The sequence below is a fragment of the Limnohabitans sp. genome (genome assembly GCF_030158565.1).
Lineage (GTDB): Bacteria > Pseudomonadota > Gammaproteobacteria > Burkholderiales > Burkholderiaceae_C > Limnohabitans_A.
The window spans coordinates 1-19,646 of sequence record NZ_JAOASQ010000007.1 but is presented as its reverse complement, the minus strand read 5'-3'; the positions used below and the strand labels follow the sequence as shown (position 1 = coordinate 19,646).

15 protein-coding genes are annotated in these 19,646 nt (G+C 62.1%); 3 read left to right on the top strand and 12 right to left on the bottom strand.

The window, feature by feature from the left end:
* Nucleotides 1-166: 166 nt before the first annotated feature.
* Nucleotides 167-1,201, top strand: coding sequence for a LacI family DNA-binding transcriptional regulator (locus tag Q1W40_RS01615; RefSeq protein WP_300708203.1), 1,035 nt, complete (start codon nucleotides 167-169; stop codon nucleotides 1,199-1,201).
* Here Q1W40_RS01615 and Q1W40_RS01610 read toward each other — a convergent pair.
* On the bottom strand, nucleotides 1,184-1,630 hold the full coding sequence (locus Q1W40_RS01610; protein ID WP_300708201.1) for a hypothetical protein: 447 nt from the start codon (nucleotides 1,628-1,630) through the stop codon (nucleotides 1,184-1,186). The genes Q1W40_RS01615 and Q1W40_RS01610 overlap by 18 nt on opposite strands.
* Entirely contained in the window at nucleotides 1,627-3,726 is a 2,100-nt protein-coding gene (locus tag Q1W40_RS01605) for a UvrD-helicase domain-containing protein (RefSeq protein WP_300708199.1), read from the bottom strand. The genes Q1W40_RS01610 and Q1W40_RS01605 overlap by 4 nt, the downstream gene beginning before the upstream one ends.
* Nucleotides 3,727-3,813: 87 nt before the next feature.
* Between Q1W40_RS01605 and Q1W40_RS01600 the strand changes: the two genes are divergently transcribed.
* The gene (locus tag Q1W40_RS01600) at nucleotides 3,814-4,782 is read left to right on the top strand and encodes an AEC family transporter (protein ID WP_300708197.1); all 969 of its coding nucleotides are present in this window, start codon (nucleotides 3,814-3,816) and stop codon (nucleotides 4,780-4,782) included.
* Nucleotides 4,783-4,791: 9 nt separating this feature from the next.
* Here the strand turns inward: Q1W40_RS01600 and priA are convergent, their stop codons facing one another.
* From priA to Q1W40_RS01585, 3 genes are all read right to left on the bottom strand, one after another.
* Nucleotides 4,792-6,888 carry a primosomal protein N' gene (gene priA / locus Q1W40_RS01595; RefSeq protein WP_300708195.1) on the bottom strand — a complete coding sequence of 699 codons (2,097 nt, stop codon included), beginning with the start codon at nucleotides 6,886-6,888 and terminating at the stop codon, nucleotides 4,792-4,794.
* Between the two features lie 377 nt (nucleotides 6,889-7,265).
* A complete protein-coding gene (gene hemE / locus Q1W40_RS01590) occupies nucleotides 7,266-8,399 on the bottom strand; it encodes a uroporphyrinogen decarboxylase (RefSeq protein WP_300708193.1) in 1,134 nt (377 codons plus the stop codon).
* A gap of 55 nt (nucleotides 8,400-8,454) precedes the next feature.
* On the bottom strand, nucleotides 8,455-10,665 hold the full coding sequence (locus Q1W40_RS01585) for a thioredoxin family protein (RefSeq protein ID WP_300708191.1): 2,211 nt from the start codon (nucleotides 10,663-10,665) through the stop codon (nucleotides 8,455-8,457).
* A gap of 86 nt (nucleotides 10,666-10,751) precedes the next feature.
* Here Q1W40_RS01585 and Q1W40_RS01580 point away from each other — a divergent pair, with 86 nt between their 5' ends.
* On the top strand, nucleotides 10,752-11,582 hold the full coding sequence (locus Q1W40_RS01580) for a creatininase family protein (protein WP_300708189.1): 831 nt from the start codon (nucleotides 10,752-10,754) through the stop codon (nucleotides 11,580-11,582).
* On the opposite strand, the gene Q1W40_RS01575 is transcribed toward Q1W40_RS01580, so the two are convergent.
* The 7 genes from Q1W40_RS01575 to Q1W40_RS01545 all read right to left on the bottom strand — a co-directional run bounded on the left by Q1W40_RS01575 (nucleotide 11,579) and on the right by Q1W40_RS01545 (nucleotide 19,264).
* Entirely contained in the window at nucleotides 11,579-12,736 is a 1,158-nt protein-coding gene (locus Q1W40_RS01575; RefSeq protein ID WP_300708187.1) for a hypothetical protein, read from the bottom strand. The genes Q1W40_RS01580 and Q1W40_RS01575 overlap by 4 nt on opposite strands.
* A gap of 68 nt (nucleotides 12,737-12,804) precedes the next feature.
* On the bottom strand, nucleotides 12,805-13,479 hold the full coding sequence (locus Q1W40_RS01570) for a histidine phosphatase family protein (protein ID WP_108326964.1): 675 nt from the start codon (nucleotides 13,477-13,479) through the stop codon (nucleotides 12,805-12,807).
* Nucleotides 13,480-13,595: 116 nt separating this feature from the next.
* The gene (locus Q1W40_RS01565) at nucleotides 13,596-14,522 is read right to left on the bottom strand and encodes a PhzF family phenazine biosynthesis protein (protein WP_300708180.1); all 927 of its coding nucleotides are present in this window, start codon (nucleotides 14,520-14,522) and stop codon (nucleotides 13,596-13,598) included.
* A gap of 21 nt (nucleotides 14,523-14,543) precedes the next feature.
* Entirely contained in the window at nucleotides 14,544-15,728 is a 1,185-nt protein-coding gene (locus Q1W40_RS01560) for a PLP-dependent aminotransferase family protein (protein ID WP_300708178.1), read from the bottom strand.
* A gap of 22 nt (nucleotides 15,729-15,750) precedes the next feature.
* Nucleotides 15,751-16,662 carry a DMT family transporter gene (locus Q1W40_RS01555; protein ID WP_300708176.1) on the bottom strand — a complete coding sequence of 304 codons (912 nt, stop codon included), beginning with the start codon at nucleotides 16,660-16,662 and terminating at the stop codon, nucleotides 15,751-15,753.
* Nucleotides 16,663-16,672: 10 nt separating this feature from the next.
* Entirely contained in the window at nucleotides 16,673-17,290 is a 618-nt protein-coding gene (locus Q1W40_RS01550) for a LysE family translocator (protein ID WP_300708174.1), read from the bottom strand.
* A 63-nt stretch (nucleotides 17,291-17,353) separates the two neighbouring features.
* Nucleotides 17,354-19,264, bottom strand: a complete 1,911-nt coding sequence (locus Q1W40_RS01545; RefSeq protein WP_300708172.1) for an ATP-binding cassette domain-containing protein — start codon at nucleotides 19,262-19,264, stop codon at nucleotides 17,354-17,356.
* Nucleotides 19,265-19,646 lie beyond the last annotated feature (382 nt).

Below are 19,646 nucleotides of genomic sequence, written 5' to 3'. Positions count from 1 at the left end.
GCGCATTGGGCTGACCAAACTGGGCATTGTGGGCTCGGAGCAGTTCGTCAACTGAACATTGCAAGAGTTGTTGAGTACGTTTCTTCCAAGGAAACCTTGTTGCCCCCTCCCTCACGGGTGGGGGCATTTTTTTGAATTAACATTGCTTGAACTGAGAGAAATGTGAATGGCCAAGGCAGAACCTGAAAAGCGCAAGATACAAATGGCGGACATTGCCCGCCTGGCCGGGGTGTCGACCGCAACAGTTTCAAGAGCCCTCAACGGCAGCGCTTTGATCAACGAAGAAACCCGTTTGCGCATCATTGAGCTGGCGCGTTCCCTCAACTACACGATCAATCTGGGTGCGCAAAACCTGCGCAAAGGCGATAACACCACCATTGGCGTGGTGATCCCTTATTACCCTGCCAATCGGCAAAGCATTTCCGACCCCTTCTTTCTGGGCATGCTCGGTAGCCTGGCTGATGCCTTGACCGATCGCCAGTACGACATGCTGCTGTCGCGTGTGGATGCGGATCATCTGGAGCGTGTATCGGCGCTGTACGACTCGGGCCGCGTGGGCGGCATCATCGTGATCGGTCAGTGGGGCCACCACGACCAGCTCAACGAATTGGCGCGTCAGCGCTTGCCCTTTGTGGCTTGGGGGGCACAGCTGCCCAACCAGCTTTATTGCAGTGTGGGTGGCGACAATGCCAGCGGTGGTCAGTTGGCCACGGAACACCTGCTGGGCTTGGGCCGAAAGCGCATTGCTTTCATGGGTGAGAAGTCTCTGCCCGAACCTGAAAAGCGGTATTCCGGTTACCAAAAAGCCTTGCGCAAGGCTGGCTTGAAGACAGACCCGTCGTTGTACATTCCATCGTCATTTGCGCCACTGGCAGCGCAAGATGCTTTGCGTGTTCACTTGGACCGCCATGGTTTGAACTTTGACGCCATCGTGGCCGCCAGTGACTTGATCGCCATCAGCGCCCTGGGTGTGCTGCGTGAGCGCGGTTACCGCGTACCTGAAGATGTGAGCGTGGTGGGCTATGACGACGTGGAGCCGGCGGCCCACAGCTTTCCGCCTTTGACCACGGTGCGCCAGCCCTTGGATTTGGCGGGTGCCCATTTGGTGGACTGCCTGCTGCGCATCATGGCCGGTGAAAAACCCGAATCTGATTTGTTGCCCACGACCTTGGTCGTGCGCGAATCAACGAAGTCGCTCTGAGCGCATTTCGAAGCGCTCAGCAGCACCTGTGCTGTCCTGTCGTTCCCCCGCAATGCGCTGGCCACAACTGCCCGCTTGCACTTTGCCCAGCCAGGTCGCAGCGATGCGTTGGCCGTCGCGCGACTCTTCCATGGTGAATTCGCCATCTTCCAAGTCGGCGGCTACCGCATAGTGCTGCGGGTTTTGCATCAGCGCACCGCGCAAGCTGCCCTCATGCTCAGGGTGCGGGCGCAGCACCAGCGTCCAACTGCCTGGCTGACCTGACAAGCTCACGCGCCATGTGCCCACCAGTTGCTCGGCGGTGATCTCGTTGTCGGCGCAGCCAGCAGCAGCGGCCTGGAGCCCTTGTGGGCCAGGGGTGGCGCAGGCTGTCAGGCCTGCGATGCAGATCAGGGCAAGCCCGTTCAAGGCGGTGCGAAGGTGTTTCATGGTTTGGCGTCGGCTGCGGCGTCGGCCGCGCGTTTGGCAAATTCGGCCCGCAGGGCTTTGAGTTTTTCGCGGGGGTCTTCCTTGATGGTGTTTTCGTCGAGCCGCATTTCGGCAATGAAGCGGCTGGGCAAGGCCGCCACCATTTCGCGGCCTTTTTTGCGGCGCTTGGTCCAGCTCACGGCCAGGCTGCGCTGGGCGCGGGTGATGCCCACGTACATCAGGCGGCGCTCTTCCTGCAGGCGCTGCAAGATGCCCTCGCTCATCGGCCCATCGCTTTTGCCAGAATGGGTTTCATCATCGCCCAACTTGAAAGGCAGCAGGCCTTCGTTCACGCCCACCAGCATCACATGCGGCCACTCCAGACCCTTGGAGGCGTGCAGGGTCGACAGCGTGACCACGTTTTGGTCTTTTTCGCGTTCGCTTAAGGTTGAAATCAGTGAAATGGTCTGCGCCACATCGAGCAGGTTCTTGGTTTCGGTGGCTTGGGCTCCTGTTTGAGCGCCAGTTTCGTCTTCGATCTCGCCGCCGCAGCGCCCCGCCATCCAGTCGCAAAACTCCAGCACGTTGGTCCAGCGGGCGGCGGCCACTTTTTCGTTGTCTTCGCCGTCGTACAGGTGCGACTCGTAGCCAATCTCCTTGAGCCACTCCAGCAAAAATGCCAGCGCCGCTTCCTTGCCCAGGGTGTGGCGGGCGCGGTGCTCCAGATCGTTGATGTAGCGGCCAAACTCGTGAAGACCATCCACGGCGCGGGTGTTGACCGCGCTGGGCAGGCTGCCCGCAAACAGCGCCTCGAACAGGCTCAGTTTGTACTGTGTGGCAAAGGTGCCCAGCTGGCCCAAAGTTTGGTGTCCAATGCCGCGTTTGGGGCTGGTGATGGCGCGCAAAAACGCCGGGTCGTCGTCGTTGTTGATCCACAGGCGAAACCAGGCGCACAGGTCCTTGATCTCGGCCTTGTCAAAAAAGCTCTGCCCGCCCGAGACCTTGTAGGGGATGTTGGCGCGGCGCAGGGCCTGCTCAAACGGCCGGGCCATGTGGTTGGCGCGGTAGAGGATGGCAAAGTCCTTGAACTCGCGGTGCTTGGACGGATTGACCTGGCCACCGCGAATCGACTGGATGCGCGCAATCGCCCGGTCGGCTTCATGCTCTTCGTTGACCGCATCGACCACACGCACCGGCTCGCCTTCGCCCAACTCAGAAAACAGCGTCTTGGGGAACAGCTTGGGGTTGGGCTGGATCACGTTGTTGGCGGCCCGCAAGATCGCGCTGGTGGAGCGGTAGTTCTGCTCCAGCTTGATCACCTTCAGATTCGGAAAGTCTTGCGGCAGGCGCTTGAGGTTGTCCAGCGTCGCGCCGCGCCAGCCATAAATAGATTGGTCGTCGTCGCCCACCGCCGTGAAGCGCCCGCGCTCACCTACCAAGTGTTTGAGCACCTCGTACTGGGTGGCGTTGGTGTCCTGGTATTCGTCCACCAGCACATGGCCCATCTTGGCCTGCCAGCGCTCGCGCACTTCCGGAAACTCGGCCAGCAGCTTGAGTGGCATGCCGATCAGGTCGTCAAAGTCCACGCTTTGGTAAGCGAGCAAACGCTCTTCATACATCGCCATGATGCGCGCGATCACGCGGGCGTTGTCGTCGGGCGCTTGGGCGGCCGCCTGCTCGGCGTTCAGGCCCATGTTTTTCCACAGGCTGATGGTCCACTGCCACTGGCGGGCGGTGGCCGCGTCGGTGGTGCCGCCGCAGTCTTTCAGGATGCTGGTCACATCGTCCGCGTCCATGATGCTGAACTGCGGCTTGAGACCCAGCACATGGCCGTCTTCGCGCATGATGCGCACGCCCAGAGCATGGAAGGTGCAGATCACCACGTCTTTGGCCGCACGGCCAATCAGCTGCTTGGCACGTTCGCGCATTTCGGCGGCGGCCTTGTTCGTGAAGGTGATGGCCGCGATGCGCTTGGGCTCCAGCCCGACATCGATCAGGCGGCCGATCTTGTGCGTGATCACCCGCGTTTTGCCCGAGCCTGCGCCCGCCAGTACCAGGCAGGGGCCCTGAACATAGTTCACGGCTTCAAGTTGGGCGAAATTCAGACCGGCGGACATCAGGCGTTCCAAGCAAAGCGTTCGATCATAGCGGGGACTGTCGGCCGGGTGACCGGGGCCATGCCCCGATGCCGCGACAATAAGGCCATGCTTGAAGTCCTGCGCATCACATTCCCGTTTTTTGCCCTGGTTCTGTGCGGTTACGCTGCCGCCCGCAAAGGCTTGCTGCCGCTCGAAGCCATCCCGGGGCTCAATGGTTTTGTGCTGTTTTTTGCCTTGCCGTGCATGTTGTTCCGCTTTGGCGCCAGCACGCCGATTGCGCAATTGCTCAATGCCGGGGTGTTCTTCACTTATTTGTTTTGCGCCCTGGTCATGGTGTCTTTCACCATCGCCATCAGCCTGAACTCGCGCATCCGCTGGAGCGATGCGTCTTTGGGGGCGCTGGTGGCGGCTTTTCCCAATACGGGGTTCATGGGCGTGCCCCTCCTGGTGGCACTGCTGGGTTCTGCGGCGGCCGGTCCAGCCATTGTGACCATCGTGGTGGACATGGTGATCACCACCTCCTTGTGTGTGGCCCTCTCGCGCATGGATGCGGCGGGCGAACATGGCGCGGCGGTGGCTGCCCGCAAGGCCCTGGCGGGCGTGGTGCGCAATCCCATGCCTTGGGCGATTTCCTTAGGGGGCGCGTTTTCTTACTGGCACCTGGAACTGATCGGCCCAGTGGCCAAAACCGTGGGCTTGTTGGGCGATGCGGCTTCGCCAGTGGCACTTTTCACCATCGGTGCAGTGCTGGCCCGTTCCCAATTGCTGGCGCATGAGCGGCCCCATGGCCCTTTGCGTTTGGGTGACTATTTGCCGGTGGCGGTGATCAAATTGCTGGTGCACCCCTTGTTGGTGTTGCTGGTGACCGCCATGGCGGTGCAGTGGGGCGTGAAGATCGACCATTTCGCTTGGGTGGTGATGGTCCTGGTGGCCGCTTTGCCCAGTGCCAGCAATGTGTCGCTTTTGGCTGAGCGTCTGGGCGCCGACAACGGGCGCATCGCCCGCATCATTTTGGTCACCACGGCGGTGGCGTTTTTGACCTTCTCTGGCGCGGTGGCTTTGATCAAGCCTTGAGGCACAGGTTCAGATCGCTTGCGGGTCCACATCCACCAGCCAGCGGATCACCCCTTTGTGCTCGGGCTGGCTGCGCAACTGGTGCAGCACGCCGTGCAGGTGCCACAGCATTTTTTGCAGGGCCATGCGCGATGGGCTTTCGAGCAGCATCTGGGCACGCTCCACATCGGCCACGCGCTGCATGCTCATGGGCACGGCGGGGTAGACGCTGACCTGCATCACCAGATCGGCGGTGGCCGGGTCGGCACTCAATTGGGCTTCCAGCGTTTCCCGTGCGGCGTTCAGCAGGCCCTGGGCCACGTCCTGGCTGCGGGCATCGGCGCGCAGCAGGGCCTGGTGGCTGATGGGCGGCAGATCGGCGGCGGTGCGTTCGGCCAGTTCGCTGGCGGCAAAGGCCGGGTAATCGTGTTTTTTGAGCGCCTCAAACAGCGGGTGCGTGGGGTGAAAGGTCTGCACCCACATCTCGCTGGTGGCGCTTTGCGCGGCGTCGCGCCCGGCGCGTCCTGCCGCCTGCATGAGCAGCGCAAACAGCCGCTCTGGGGCGCGAAAGTCGCTCGAAAACAGCGCCATGTCCGGGTTCACGGCGGCCACCAGCGTGATGCGCCTGAAGTCGTGCCCTTTGGCGATCATTTGCGTGCCCACCAGCACATCCACTTCGCCTGAGTGCACCTGCGCCAGCTGGCTTTCCAGCGCGCCTTTGAGGCGTGTGCTGTCAGCGTCGATACGGGCGATGCGTACGGGCGTGCCGTCGGGGCGCAACACATGCGCGAGCAATTCGCCCAGGTGTTCTTCCAGTTGTTCAGTGCCCCGGCCAATCGGCGCGATGTCGGCGTTGCCGCATTCGGGGCAGGCGCGGGGCACGCGCTCGGTCAGGCCGCAGTGGTGGCAGCGCAGGGTGCGGTCGATCTTGTGGAACACCCGGAATGCGCTGCAGTGCTTGCATTCGCTTTTCCAGCCGCAGTCGGCGCAATGCAGCACCGGGGCGTAGCCGCGCCGGTTGAGCAGCAGCATGCATTGCTCGCCGCGCTCCACCCGCTCTTGCAGGGCGGCCACCAGCGGGGCCGACAGCACGGCTTTTTTCGCCTGGTGGTTCATGTCCACCCGCCGCACTTTGGGCAGCAAGGCGGTCCCGATGCGCGAAGGCATGTGCAGCCGCAGGTAGCGGCCCCCTTCTTCGGCGGGGCGGCTCAGGTGCCAGCTTTCCAGCGAAGGCGTGGCCGAGGCCAGCAGCACCTGCGCGTTGTGCAGGCGACCCCGGTAGACGCCCAAGTCGCGGGCGGAATAGCGGGCGCCTTCTTGCTGCTTGTAGCTGGGGTCGTGCTCTTCGTCGACCACGATGAGTTTCAGGTGCGGCATGGACGCAAAAATGGCCATGCGCGTGCCCAGCACGATGCGGGCGTGGCCAGCGTGCGCGGCCAGCCAGCCTTTCAGGCGCTGTGCAGGCGTCATGCCGCTGTGCATGGCGACGACCGCTTGTTCGCCAAAACGCGCTTGCACCCGCTCTTCCAGCTGCGGGGTCAGGTTGATCTCCGGCACCATCAAGAGGGCCTGGGCCTGCGGGTCGGCCAGCAGCATGCGCTCGACCGCCTGCAAATACACCTCGGTCTTGCCACTGCCGGTGCTGCCAAACAGCAAAAAGGGGCCCGCCTGGCTTTGCATTTGTGCCAACACGGCGGTCTGTTCTTCAGACAGCGCATGCCCAGGCTGAATTTGGACTGCGGTAGCTTGGGCCTGCTTTTTCAGGCGCCTGGCCAATTGCTCTGAACTCAGGTCGCGCAACTGGGGCGGCAGGGCCGACAAGGCCACTTCACCCAAGGATCGCTGGTAGTACTGCGCCGAAAACTGCACCAGTTGCCGCCAGCGCTCGTCCAAAGGCGGCAGACCTTCCAGCAAGCCTGTGGCATCACGCACCGCTGAGGCGGGCATGTCGGCAGGTGCTGTTTCTGAAACCGCCCACACCACGCCCAACACCTCGCGCTGGCCCAGCGGCACGCGCACCAGCTGGCCTGGCTGCACGTCAAACGGGCAGCGGTAGCTCAGCAGCCCCCCCATCTGGCTGTGGGCGGGGGTCTGGACGGCAACGTCGATCCAGTGGTGGGTGCTCACATTTTTTCCAGTGTCTTGGTGGTGTTGATGGATTTGATGGTTATGGAAATTCTTCAAATCAGGCGTAAGTTGTTGATTTTGAAGTGCTTTGGCAGTCATCCCAAAAAACTGTGGATAACTTTGTGGAGAACCGCAGCTGGATGCCCGAGAAGCCTTGAAAATCAAGCCTTCTGTTAGATTGCCCACACAATGTGCAAATTAAAAAATCTCTTTGAAATCAATGACTTGCAAATTCGGCGGGTGATCGGCTTGGGTGTTACGAAATGTACGGCCTCGCCAGGAGCGTTTTGAATTTTTGTGCATAAGTCAAGCATCCAAATGCATTTATTTTCTAAAAAAACGGCATTTGGATCTTGTTTTTTATGCTAACCATGCACTTAAGCCGCCGAGCGCAAATGGCGAGAGTGCTGGTGCACCGCTTCCACCAGGGCCGACACATGTTCGGGCGAAGTGAACTGGCTGATGCCGTGTCCCAGGTTGAAGATGTGCGTGGGGCCGGTTTGTGTGCTGTCCGCGTGCGGCGTGCCGAAGCTGTCGAGCACGCGGCGCGCCTCTTTGGCGATCTGCTCGGGCGGCGCAAACAGCACGTTCGGATCGATGTTGCCTTGCAAGGCCTTGCCGGGACCACCCACTTGGCCGCCCACCAAGGCGCGGGCGCGGCCCAGGTTCATGGTCCAGTCCAAGCCCAGCACATCGCAGTTCAGATCCGCCATCTCGGGCAACCACAGGCCGCCACCTTTGGTGAAGACGATGCTGGGGATGCGCTGGCCGTTGTGCTCGGTCTTGAGCTGGCTCAGCACGCGGGCTGTGTAGGCCATGCTGAATTCCTGGAATGCGCCATCGGCCAGCACGCCGCCCCAGCTGTCGAAAATCATGGCCGCCTGGGCACCGGCTTCGATCTGGGTGTTCAGGTACAGGGCCACCGCATCGGCGTTGATTTCCAAAATGCGGTGCATCAGGTCAGGGCGGCTGTACATCAGGCTCTTGACCTGGCGGTAGTCATCAGACCCCTTGCCCTCGACCATGTAGCAAGCCAGCGTCCAGGGGCTTCCCGAAAAGCCGATCAGCGGCACGCGGCCGTTCAGCGCCTTGCGGATGGAGGTGACGGCGTCGAACACGTAACGCAGCTTGTTCATGTCGGGCACGGCCAGCTCGGCCACGGCCGCTTCGTCGCGCACGTTTTTGGCAAAGCGCGGGCCTTCGCCTTGGGCAAATGACAGGCCCAGGCCCATGGCGTCGGGCACGGTGAGGATGTCGCTGAACAAAATGGCCGCGTCAAAAGCGTAGCGCTCCAGCGGCTGCAAGGTCACTTCGGTGGCGTAATCCACGTTGGTGGCCAAGCCCATGAAGCTGCCGGCCTTGGCGCGGGTAGCGCAGTACTCGGGCAAGTAGCGACCCGCCTGGCGCATCAACCAGATAGGGGTGTGGTCGGTGGCTTGGCGCAGGCAGGCGCGCAAGAACGTGTCGTTGACCAGGGGGGCGAATGAAGAGGAGGAAAGGCTTGTGCTCATCCCTTGATTGTCGCAGGACTGACTGCGCCCTCCCCTGGCAGTGCCGGGCAGGTGCTCACAACCCCCGCAGGGCCTGCTGAACCTCGGCCACGGAGGGCAACTCGGACAGCAACACGGGTGCACGGCCGGGTGCATACAAGGCATACACCGGCACGCCACTCCTGCCCAAAGCCGACAGCGCTTGCGTGATGGCCGCGTCGCGACGCGTCCAGTCGGCGCGCAGCAGCACGACTTGGCGTGTGTCAAAGTCGGCCAGCAAGGCGGCATCGGACAAGGTGGTTTTCTTGTTGTATTGGCAGGTCACGCACCAGGCGGCCGTGAAGTCCACAAACACCGGACGCCCTGCGGCCAGTTCGGACTGCACACGGGCTTCGGACCAGGCTTGCCAGCGGGGCCCGGCTTCGCTGTTGACGGCCTGGCTGGACGGCGCTTCACGCAAGGCGGCGGGCAGCACGCTGAGCGTCAGCCATGCGAGGGCGAGCAAAGCCAAGGCGCTCAAGCCCCAGCGGGCACGGCCCTGCAAACCCAAGGACCACGCGCCAAACGCCACACACAGCAGCAGCGCCAGCAGGCCGCTGGCCCCGTCGATGCCCGCTTGTTGACCGAGCACCCACAACAACCAGATCACGGTGGCGAACATCGGGAAGGCCATGGCCTGACGGAACACCACCATCCACGCGCCGGGCCGTGGCAATGCCCGCGCCACGGCAGGCCAGAAACTGGCCGCCAAATAGGGCAAAGCCATGCCCAGGCCCATGGCCACAAAGACGGCCAAGGCTTGCCATGCGGGCAAAGTGATGGCCAGTCCCAGCGATGTGCCCATGAAGGGGGCGGTGCAAGGTGAGGCTACCGCGACTGCCAAAACACCTGACAGACCGGCGTTGACGGTGGCGTGGCGGCTTTGCCAGCTGGCCAGCCGGCTGGGCACCATTTGGCCGAATTCAAAAACACCCGCCAGGTTCAGACCGAGCAAGGTGAAGAGCAGGGCCAGACCTGCGACCACAGCCGGTGATTGCAGTTGAAAACCCCAGCCCAGTTGCTCGCCCGCTGCGCGTAAGCCCAAAAGCAGCCCGCCCAGCAACAAGAACGAGAGCACCACACCAGCGGTGTAGGCCAGGCCCGCAGCGCGGTGGTCCGCGCGGCCTTGGCCAGGTTGGGCAAAGCCCAGCACCTTGATGGCCAGCACCGGAAAGACGCAAGGCATGAGGTTCAGCAGCAAACCGCCCACGAAGGCGCCCAGAATGGCCAAGGCCAGGCTGCCCCAGCTGCCGCTGTGCGGGGGCGGGGCTTTGGCGTTGTCTTTCAGGGCTTGGGCCAAGGCGGGCGACACGCTGGCGCTGGCTTGCGCCAAGGCGGGCCAGACGCCCTTGACAGGGGTGTCCACTTTAAAAGCCGGGGCGCGAGGCGCCGTTTCGGGGCCGGCGGCGATTACCCAGCGCATGAGGGCGGGGCTTTCGCTGCGCTCATCGGACACCGGCATTTGCGCCGTCCAGCGGTCGCCTTGCCAGCTTTGGGTCCAGGTTTTGCCCTGCACGGCGGCGTTGTTCACCACATTGGCCGTGATGGGGAACAGGCTCAGGGTTTGACCGCGCCACGCAGGCGGCAGGGCTTCGATGCTGAGCGTCACAGTGCGGCCATCGGCAGAAACGTTGGCTGGGTGCGAGCCTTTGAGGCTTTGTGGGCTTTGCTTTTGAGCCGCGTCAAACAGATCGCCATGCAAGGCGGTGGCGCCTTGGGCAGGCAAGCTCAGCTCAAACTGTCCCTCTTGAGGAATGCACGCTTCGCGGCAGACCAGCCATTCGGCCTGCAGCTGGATTTTCACCGGGCCCACCACGGGCGCTTTGAAGTCGGGGCCAACGTTCACGGACACCGGCAGCAGCACCGTGTTTTCATAGCCATAGTTGGCCAGGGTGCCGATCGGGATTTTCTTGGGCAAGGGCCAAGCGATCTCGCCCACTTGCAGTCCCGCAGGCAACTTCCATTGCAGCCGGGTGGGCAGGCCAGAGTCGCCGGGGTTTTGCCAATAGGTGTGCCAATGCGCTTGGTGCACGATTTGCAGGCCCAGCCAGAAGGGCTGTCCCGCCTGAATGCCCTGCGGCGCGTGGGCGAGCAATTCCGCGCGGACCTGCTCGGTTTTGAAGGTGGCGCCGGGCACTTGGGCGTGAACGGGGGCGGCCAGTCCACACCAGAGCGCAGCGATGCACCAGGCCGAGGAAAGGCGCGAGGCGCGCAAAGCCGACAGAAAAAGCGTGAGGGGGTTCAGCATGTAGGAGCACAGCGCTGCCGTGGCCAGCGCGCTTCATGGAAAGTGGCACTGTACACCGAGGGGCCGGGCTCCATTAAGATGCACCCATGCATACCCCTTGCCGTTTTTGGGCCGACCTGACCACCACCGACTTCGCCACGCTGGCGCTGGACCGCACCATTGCGGTCTTGCCCGTAGCCGCGACCGAGCAGCATGGGCCTCACTTGCCGCTGTCGGTGGACACCGATTTGGTGGAGGGGGTGGTGGCCGCCAGCTTGCCGCATTTGCCCGCCGATTTGTCGGTGCTGTTTTTGCCGACCCAATCGGTGGGCTTCAGCCCGGAGCACGCCCGCTTTGCCGGGACCTTGACGCTGAAATCCGAAACCATCGTGCGTTTGTGGACCGACATTGGCGAGTCGGTGGCCGCCAGCGGTGTGCGCAAACTGGTGCTGTTCAATGCCCATGGCGGCCAGATCAGCGTGATGGACTTGGTGGCGCGTGACTTGCGGGCCCGTCTGGACATGTTGGTCTACAGCGTGAGCTGGTTCAACTTGCCCTTGATTGACGCCCAAGGCCAGGATGTCAATGCTTTGTTCAGCGCCGAGGAGCAGCGGTTTGGGGTGCATGCCGGCGATGTTGAAACCTCCATGATGCGTGCTTTGCGCCCAGAGTTGGTGCGCATGGATGCGGCGCAAAACTTTCGATCTGCATCGCAGGACCGCGCTGAGCGTTTTGAGATTTTGGGCAATGGTCGCAGTGCCAAGCTGGGCTGGCAAATGCAGGATTACAACCCCCATGGCGCAGCAGGCAATGCGCGCTTGGCCACGGTTGAAAAGGGTCAAGCCTTGCGCGAGGCCGCGGGCCGCGCCTTGGCGCAGTTGCTGGTCGAAATGGACCAGTTGCCACCGGATACTTTGACCGATCGGATCGGCGCTTAAAAAACGGGCAAAACCAGCTCGCAGTGTTGACTGCTCACGCCGCGTGGGTATTCCCGGGTGGAGTCGATGCAGCCGCCGCTGGCGTAAACCCCTTGCGGATCGCGCATGCGCAACATCCGGGACAGCACGTCTTGTGTCGCTTGCGGGCTGGCGCAGGTTTGGGCCACATGCTGCGCCACCACGTGTTCGTTCATCTGCAATTGACCTTGGGCATCGGTGTGAACGCCGTCGCGCCAGTGGTAGATCTCAATGGCCTTGGATTCCAGTGTGAAGGGTTTGTCACGTTCCCAGAAGTTGCTGAATAAACCACCACCCATGTAGATGACCCAGGAGCCTTCGTAACCCATCACGTCCGATGAGCGCTCGTCCGGGTTGCGAAACCACAGGCGATCGCCGGGTACGTAATAGCGCGTGGGCAGCGGCTTGTCCATGCTGCCATATTCGATGAGAAAAACGTCATGGAACTGGCCCGATCGGATGGCGTGGCGTTCGTTGGTTTTTTGCAGTTCTAGCAAGAGATGGGGGTGGTGCTCTTTGAGCTCTTGTGCAATGCCCAACAAAATCACGTATTCGCTGGCCCGGTAGCACGAAAAGTCATACAGCCTGCCTGTGACTTCGGGTTGCGTGGCGCTGATCAGTGCATCGATCAGGCACACGCCAGGTTGAAGGATGAAGCCATGCTCTTCGTCGTAGTGCCAGTAACGTTCGGGCCGTTCGGCCGCTTCGGTTTTGAAGGCCAATGCGGTTTTGCGGGCGGCCAGCGTCATGTGTCGCCTCACCCGGACATGAGAGGCCAGCGCGCCGAGGTCCGCAAATTTGAATCGACAAGGCGATCCCAGCAGCGCCACCAGTATTTCACGGTCCAGACTGACCGGATCTTGGGCAAGGCCAAGGTGCGCCAAGCCTTGGTGTAATGACAGGGTGTCGTGCTCTGGCATCCAGGCTTGCTGGATCTCGGGGCGCAAGGTGCAGACCAGTGTGGTCTCGGTGTCATTGGGTATCAACAGCGTTTGAACGGCATCTTCAAGCTGAAGTTTGGACAGCCACGCAGCCAATTCCTGCGCGGCTTGTTGTGCGCTGGATTCTTCTTGGAGAGAGAGCTGGATGCCGCCTTCAAGTGTCTTGAGGGCCGCCCAAGCGGTCGAACAATTCATGCAGACCATTGTGCACGTCTGCAGTAGGGGTATTGCCTAGGGATTACACCTGTTCGTGGTCCTGGTCATCAGGCGAAAGTGACCCAATTGGTGTAAGCCTCGGCATCCAGATGCGGCAGAGTGTTGTAAGTCAGCAGCATGTGCCGTTTTGGATTGAACACAAACTCGGTCAGCGCCGTGTTGCGGATGCGCAGGTTCAACTCGATGGTGGTCTCCGGCGGGGTGCCCAACACGCGGCCCACCGCGGTCGAGATGGGGCCGCCACTGGACACGATCATCACGTCGCCTGAGTGGTTTTGCCGCACATGGTCAAGCGCGGCTTCGATGCCACCCACAAAGTCTGCATAACTGGGCATGCCGCGTGGCTGGGTGCGGCCGGCCATCCAGGCCTGCAGTGCATCGCGCAGCAGGCGAAAGTGGTGGCGATACAGCTCGGGGGTGTCGGGTTTGGCCAGCGGCTCAGGGTGGATGGCTTCGATCAACGCGTGGCTGTCGTATTCGTTCAGGCCCGGCCAGACCGAGGGCGTGTGGGGCAAGCCTGCGCCTTCGGCAATGCCTTCCCAGGTTTGGCGGTGGCGCTTCAAGCTGCCCATCATCACGGCCTCGATGGGTTGGCCCTGCAATTTGGGCCGCAGGTATTCGCCCAAGCGCACGGCTTGCTGGCGACCCAGTGGGCTGAGTTGATCGTAGTCATCGGCCCCGAAAGAGGCTTGTCCATGGCGGACCAAATAGAGTGTTCCCATGGGCTGCGATTGTGCGCAGACCGGACTCTGGCGCCTGTCGCTGGGGTGATCAGCGGCTGAGCTTTAGGGCCTGGTTCCGGCACCAACGGGCCGCTGTGCAGCGGCATACGCCGGACTCACAAGTTCACTGTGCCTTGAATGCAGCCGACCACATCGCCGCCGACCCAGACCTGGGCTTGCGTGTCTTGCGACAAAAACACCTGTCCGGCACGCCCCAGCACCGTGCCCTGGCGTGCGCTGTAAGTGCCGGGCATGTGGCCATCGGCCATCAGCCATTGGGCCAGCGATGCGTTCAGGCTGCCCGTCACCGGGTCTTCGGCCACGCCCACGGGGGCGGCGAAGGCGCGCACTTCCAGATCGGTCGGGTCGTTGGCGATGCGGGTGTTGGAAGCCGTGAAGGCCCGCGCTTCGCGGTTGGCGCGGCGTATCAGGCCTCCCGCTGGCGCTGGCCTGCGGGCCGCCACGCCGACTTTGGTGCCCAGCTTTTTCAGGGCGGCGTGGTCGGGTTCCAGGGCCAGCACTGTGTCCACACTGTCTACCAGCAGACCCAGCCAGTGCGGGCCGTTGTTCAGGCTTTGGGCGGCTATCACTTCCGAGGCGTCCAGTCCCAACGCGGCCAGCACCGGGCCGAGATCTTCGGCCGAGATGTCCGAGCGGGTCAGCGGTGGCGCTGCAAAAGCCCAGCGCTCGCCAAGCTGCTTCAAAGTCACCAGGCCAACGCCGCATTCCTGCACCAGCTGCCCGCTTTGCCGGGGCTGGCCGCCTACGCTCAGCCAAGCATGCGCCGTGCCCAAGGTCGGGTGGCCCGCAAACGGCAACTCCATGCCGGGCGTGAAGATGCGCACCCGGTAGTCGGCCCCGCCTGCAGCGCCCTCGGGCGTTGGCGGCAGCACAAAGGTGGTTTCGCTCAGCTGTGTCCAGCGGGCGAAGCTTTGCATTTGCGCGTCGCTCAGGCCCGTGCCGTCGAGCACCACGGCCAGCGGGTTGCCCAAGAAGGCGGTGTCGGTGAAGACATCCACTTGCTGGAAAGTGCGGGCTTGCATCGTGCGGTTCAGTTCAGGCGGTCAAAGCGATTCGCGGATCGCAGCTGCCAGCGCGGCCATGCCGGTGTTGATCTGGTCGACGGTGGCGGTCACAAACGACAGGCGCAGGGTGTTTTCGTTGGCGGCCCCAGCGTAAAACGCCGAGCCTGGCACAAAGGCCACGCCTTTTTCGACGGCTTTGTCCAGCAGGGGAATGGCTTTGAGGCCCTGGGGCAGTTGCACCCACAGGAACATGCCACCCACCGGACGGTTCCAGGAAAGGCCCAAGCCCGCCATTTCGCGCTCGAGCGCGGCGAGCATGGCTTCGCATTGCTGCTTGTAGAGTGCGCGGATGGTGGGCACATGGCGGTCGATGAAGCCGTCCTTGAGCACTTCGGCCACCACGCGCTGGTTGAAGCTGGGCGTGTGCAGGTCGGCCGCTTGTTTGGCTTGCAGCAGTTTGGGGTACAGGGCCTTGGGCGCAACCAAATAGCCCAGACGCAGGCCAGGGGCCAAAATTTTGGAGAAGGAGCCCAGATAAACGCTGCCCTCGGGGTGGCGTGAACTCAGCGATGGGGCAGGTTGCTCGTCAAACCACAGGTCGCCGTAGGGGTTGTCTTCGATGATCGGCAGACCAGACTCGACAGCCACCTGCGCCACGGCGGCGCGGCGTTCTTCGGTCATGGTGCGGCCGGTGGGGTTCTGGAAGTTGGGTAGCAGGTACACAAAGCGTGCTTTGTCTGCCCCGGTGCCGACTTTGGCGCGCAGGTCGGTCGGGTCCACCCCGTGGTCATCGCTGTTGACCGACACGGCCACAGGCTCCATGGGGGTGAAGGCTTGCAGTGCGCCCAAGTAGGTGGGCGTTTCCACCAGGATGCGGCTGCCCGCGTCGATCAGAATTTTGGCCACCAGGTCCAGGCCTTGCTGGCTGCCGGTGGTGATCAGCACTTGGTCGGGGTCAACGCGCATGCCTTGTTTGAGCAGGTCTTGCGCGACCCATTCGCGCAAGGGGGCGTAGCCTTCGCTGGCCGCGTATTGCAAGGCGGCTTTGCCATCGTCCCGCAGCACGCGCTCGCTGGCTTCGCGCATGGCGTCGATCGGGAAAGTCAGGGGCGAGGGCAGACCACCCGCAAAACTGATGATGCCGGGTTTTTCGGTGACTTTCAGGATCTCGCGGATCACCGAGGGGTTCATCTTGTCGGCGCGTCGGGCCAGGTTCCAGTTCATTTGTTTGCTCCGTGATGTGTGTTTATCGGGTGGCTGGGGCCTTGGCCATGCGCCGCCCCATGAAGACGGTGAGCACGACCAGCAGGGCAAAGCCCAGGGTCATCGCATCCAGTGATTCTCCCAGCAAAGGGACGGCGGCCAGAATGCTGATGAAGGGCTGCAGCAATTGCAGTTGGCTCACACGCAGCGGACCGCCCATGGACAGGCCCCGAAACCAAGCGAAAAACCCGGCCCACATCGAGAACACCCCGACGTACAGCAAGGCCAGCCATGAGGTGGTGGCGATCGGCTGTGTGGGCCAGGTGAGCCAAGTACCGGGCAATGTGATGGGCAGCGCCATCACGCAGACCCAGCTGATGACTTTTTCAGCACCCAGACTGGCGGTGACTTTGGCCCCGGCCACATAACCCAGCGAGGCGGCAACCACCGCGCCCAGGAGCAGGGTGTCGGCCCAGGTCAGGCCAAAGCCGTGCCCCATTTGAATAGCGCGCAGCACGCTGTAGACCGCGACCAGCGCACTGCCCAAACCGGCAAACACCCAAAACCCCAGGCGTGCCCGCTGGTGCATGAGCCAGGCGGCAGCCGCTGCGGTGGCCAGTGGGAGCAAGGCGGTGATGACGGCTGCGTGGCTGGCCGTGACGTGCCGCAGGGCCCAGCCCAGCAGCAGCGGGTAGCCGATCACGTTGCCCGCCAGTGATAAATACAAGGGCCCGCGTTGTGCAGCGATTGGCCAAGGGGCATGCACGGCCAACAGGTAGATGCCCGACAGCACCCCGGCCAGCGCGGCCCGCCCCCAGGTTACAAACCAGGGCGACAGTTGTGGAGCATCGACCGTGCCGGTGGCCAGCCGTGTCATGGGCAAAGTGAGGGCAAAGATCACCACGCCCAGCAGGCCCAACCACAGGCCTTGGGTTTGTGCTTTCACGTCGTGCATGGGGACGCCTTCATGCACCGGTGGCACGCAAACCATTCAGCAGCCAGACCACAGTGGCCAGCAGCGCCACGGCCATGCAGCGGTTGAACACCAGCAAGCGGCGGCCATGTGCCAGCCAGTGGCGCAGCATGGAGCCCGCGATTGCGTAGGTCAGGTTGCTGAAAAAACCATAGGCCACCATGATGGGCAGCAGCACCAGTGTGCGGGCGGTGGCGTCTTCCCGCCCGGCCACCCAGCCGGCCACGATGGCCAAGGCCAGCATCCAGGCTTTGATGTTGAGAAACTGCAAGCCCACGCCTTGCACAAAGCCCACTTGCAACTTGGTGCTGTCGGCTTGCTGCAAGCTGCCACTGCCCCACAGCCGTGAGGCGAGCCAGAGCAAATACCCATTGCCCAATACCACGATGCCCCAGCGCAAGGGCGGAAAAGCGACGACCAAGCCACCCAAGCCGGTGGCACACAGCACGAACAAAATGCCCCAGCCCACTGGCACTGCGCACACAAAGCGCATGGCCCGGCGCAGGCCGTGGTTGGCGGCCATGGCGGTGGACAATGCGGTGTTGGGCCCCGGGGTGAAGCTGCTCACGGTGGCCAACACCAACAGTGCGCTGAGTTCAGAAGAGTTCATGCCTGTGAATGTAGTGCCAACAGGCTTCCATGAGGGTCGCCGTTTGGACTGCCCTTGACAGCGTCAGCGTGCGGACAGGATTTCCCAGCGCTCCATGGCGGCCAGCAACACGTCGTCGATCTCGGCATCGCGCTTGAACAGTTGCTGTGCCAATCCCGCGTCGCGCTGGTAGATGCTGCCGTCCGCCAGTTGCGCACGGGCTTCAGCCTGTTCTTTTTCCAGCGCCTCGATCTTGGCGGGCAATTCGGCCAGCTCCCGTTGCTCTTTGTAGCTGAGCTTGCTGCGAGCGGGTGCGGCAGCTGGCGTCGCGACAACGGGTGCTGCAGGTGCAGTGGTTGCAGCGGCGTTGCCACTGCGTTGCGCGGCTTGGGCGCGGATCGCTTGGCTGCGTTGTGACTGGATCAGCCAGTCTTGCACCGAGCCTTCATATTCGCGCCAGAAACCGGGCTGGTCCGGGGCGCTTTCGCAGGCGATGATGCCGGTGACCACGTTGTCCATGAAGGCGCGGTCGTGGCTGACCAGGAACACGGTGCCTTCGTAGGTTTGCAGCAGCTCTTCGAGCAGTTCCAGGGTTTCAATGTCCAGGTCGTTGGTCGGTTCGTCCAGCACCAGCACGTTGGCTGGGCGGGCGAACAAGCGGGCCAGCAACAGGCGGTTGCGTTCACCACCCGACAGCGAGCGCACGGGTGAGGTGGCCCGTGCTGGCGAGAACAAAAAGTCTCCCAGATAACTCTTGACGTGTTGGCGCTTGTTGCCAATCTCGATCCATTCGCTGCCGGGGCTGATGAAGTCTTCCAGCGTGGCGTTCAGGTCCAAGGCGTCGCGCATCTGGTCAAAGTACGCCACTTCGAGTTTGCTGCCGCGTCGCACTTCACCGCTGTCGGCTTCGAGTTCGCCCAAAATCAGTTTGAGCAAGGTGGTTTTGCCTGCGCCGTTGGGGCCCAGCAGGCCGATCTTGTCGCCGCGCAGCAAGGTTCCTGTGAATTTCTGGATCACGGTGCGCACAGAGCCGTCGGGTTGGGTGAAGCTCTTGCTCACATCGGTCAGCTCGGCCACCAGCTTGCCGCTCGGCACGCCCGAGGCCACTTCCATCTTCACGTTGCCCACTTTTTCACGGCGTGCCGCACGTTCGCCGCGCAGGTTTTGCAGACGTGTGATGCGGCTTTGGCTGCGGGTGCGGCGCGCTTCCACGCCTTTGCGAATCCAGATCTCTTCCTGGGCCAACAACTTGTCGGCTTTGGCCTGAATCACGGCTTCCTGTGCGAGTTGCTCTTCTTTTTGCACTTGGTAGGCGGCGTAGTTGCCCGGGTAAGGGCGCAGCTTGCCGCGGTCCAGTTCGACAATCCGGGTCGCGATGCGGTCCAGAAACGCGCGGTCGTGGGTGATGGCGATCACGCTGCCCTTGAAGTCGATCAGCAGGTCTTCCAGCCAGGTGATGGCGTTCAGGTCCAGGTGGTTGGTCGGCTCATCTAATAAGAGCACATCAGGACGGGTCACCAAGGCTTGCGCCAGGGCCACACGCTTGCGCATGCCGCCAGACAGGGATTGCACGATTGCATTGGGGTCCAATTGCAGGCGCTGCAGGGTTTCGTCCAGTCGTTGCTCCCAGCCCCAACCATCGCGAGATTCGATTTGGCCTTGCAATGTGTCCAGGTCGCCACGGCTGTGCGTGTAATCGTCAATCCATTGCACAACTTCTGCCAGACCCTCGCGGACAGATTCAAAGATGGTGTGCTCAGGCATCAACAAGGGTTCTTGCGCCACATAAGCAATGCGAACGCCCTGCTGAACATGCAGATTGCCGTCGTCAGGGCGCTCCATGCCCGCCAGGATTTTGAGCAGGGACGATTTGCCCGTGCCGTTGCGACCAATCAAGCCGATGCGCTCGGACGTCTCCAAAGAGAAGTCAGCGTGATCGAGGAGTGCGACATGGCCAAAAGCCAGTGATGCGTTCAAGAGTGTGAGTAAAGCCATGGGCCCATTATCCGGGGCGTAGGACAAAAAAATGGCGGAAAATTCAAAAAGCTGGTTTGAGGCTAAAAAACTGTGTCATAATCGAGGGCTTCGCTGCACACAACGCAGTTCTTTTCAGGAAGAGCAAGCAGGGCAATGAAGAGGTTTTTGAAAAATCGATGTGATCGAAAAAATTTTCAAAAACTTGACGCGGCGATAAAAACTGTGTCATAATTCAAGGCTTCGCTGATCGCAGCGGAGCAAGCAAAGTGGCACTAAGCTGCTTGGGTTCTTTAAAAATATACAGCCGATAAGCGTGGGCGTTTGATGGTAATTGCCAAGTTCTTTGGAACTTAGCTTTAATTAGCTAACAAACGCTCATGAAGTAAAAAAGATGTGGATA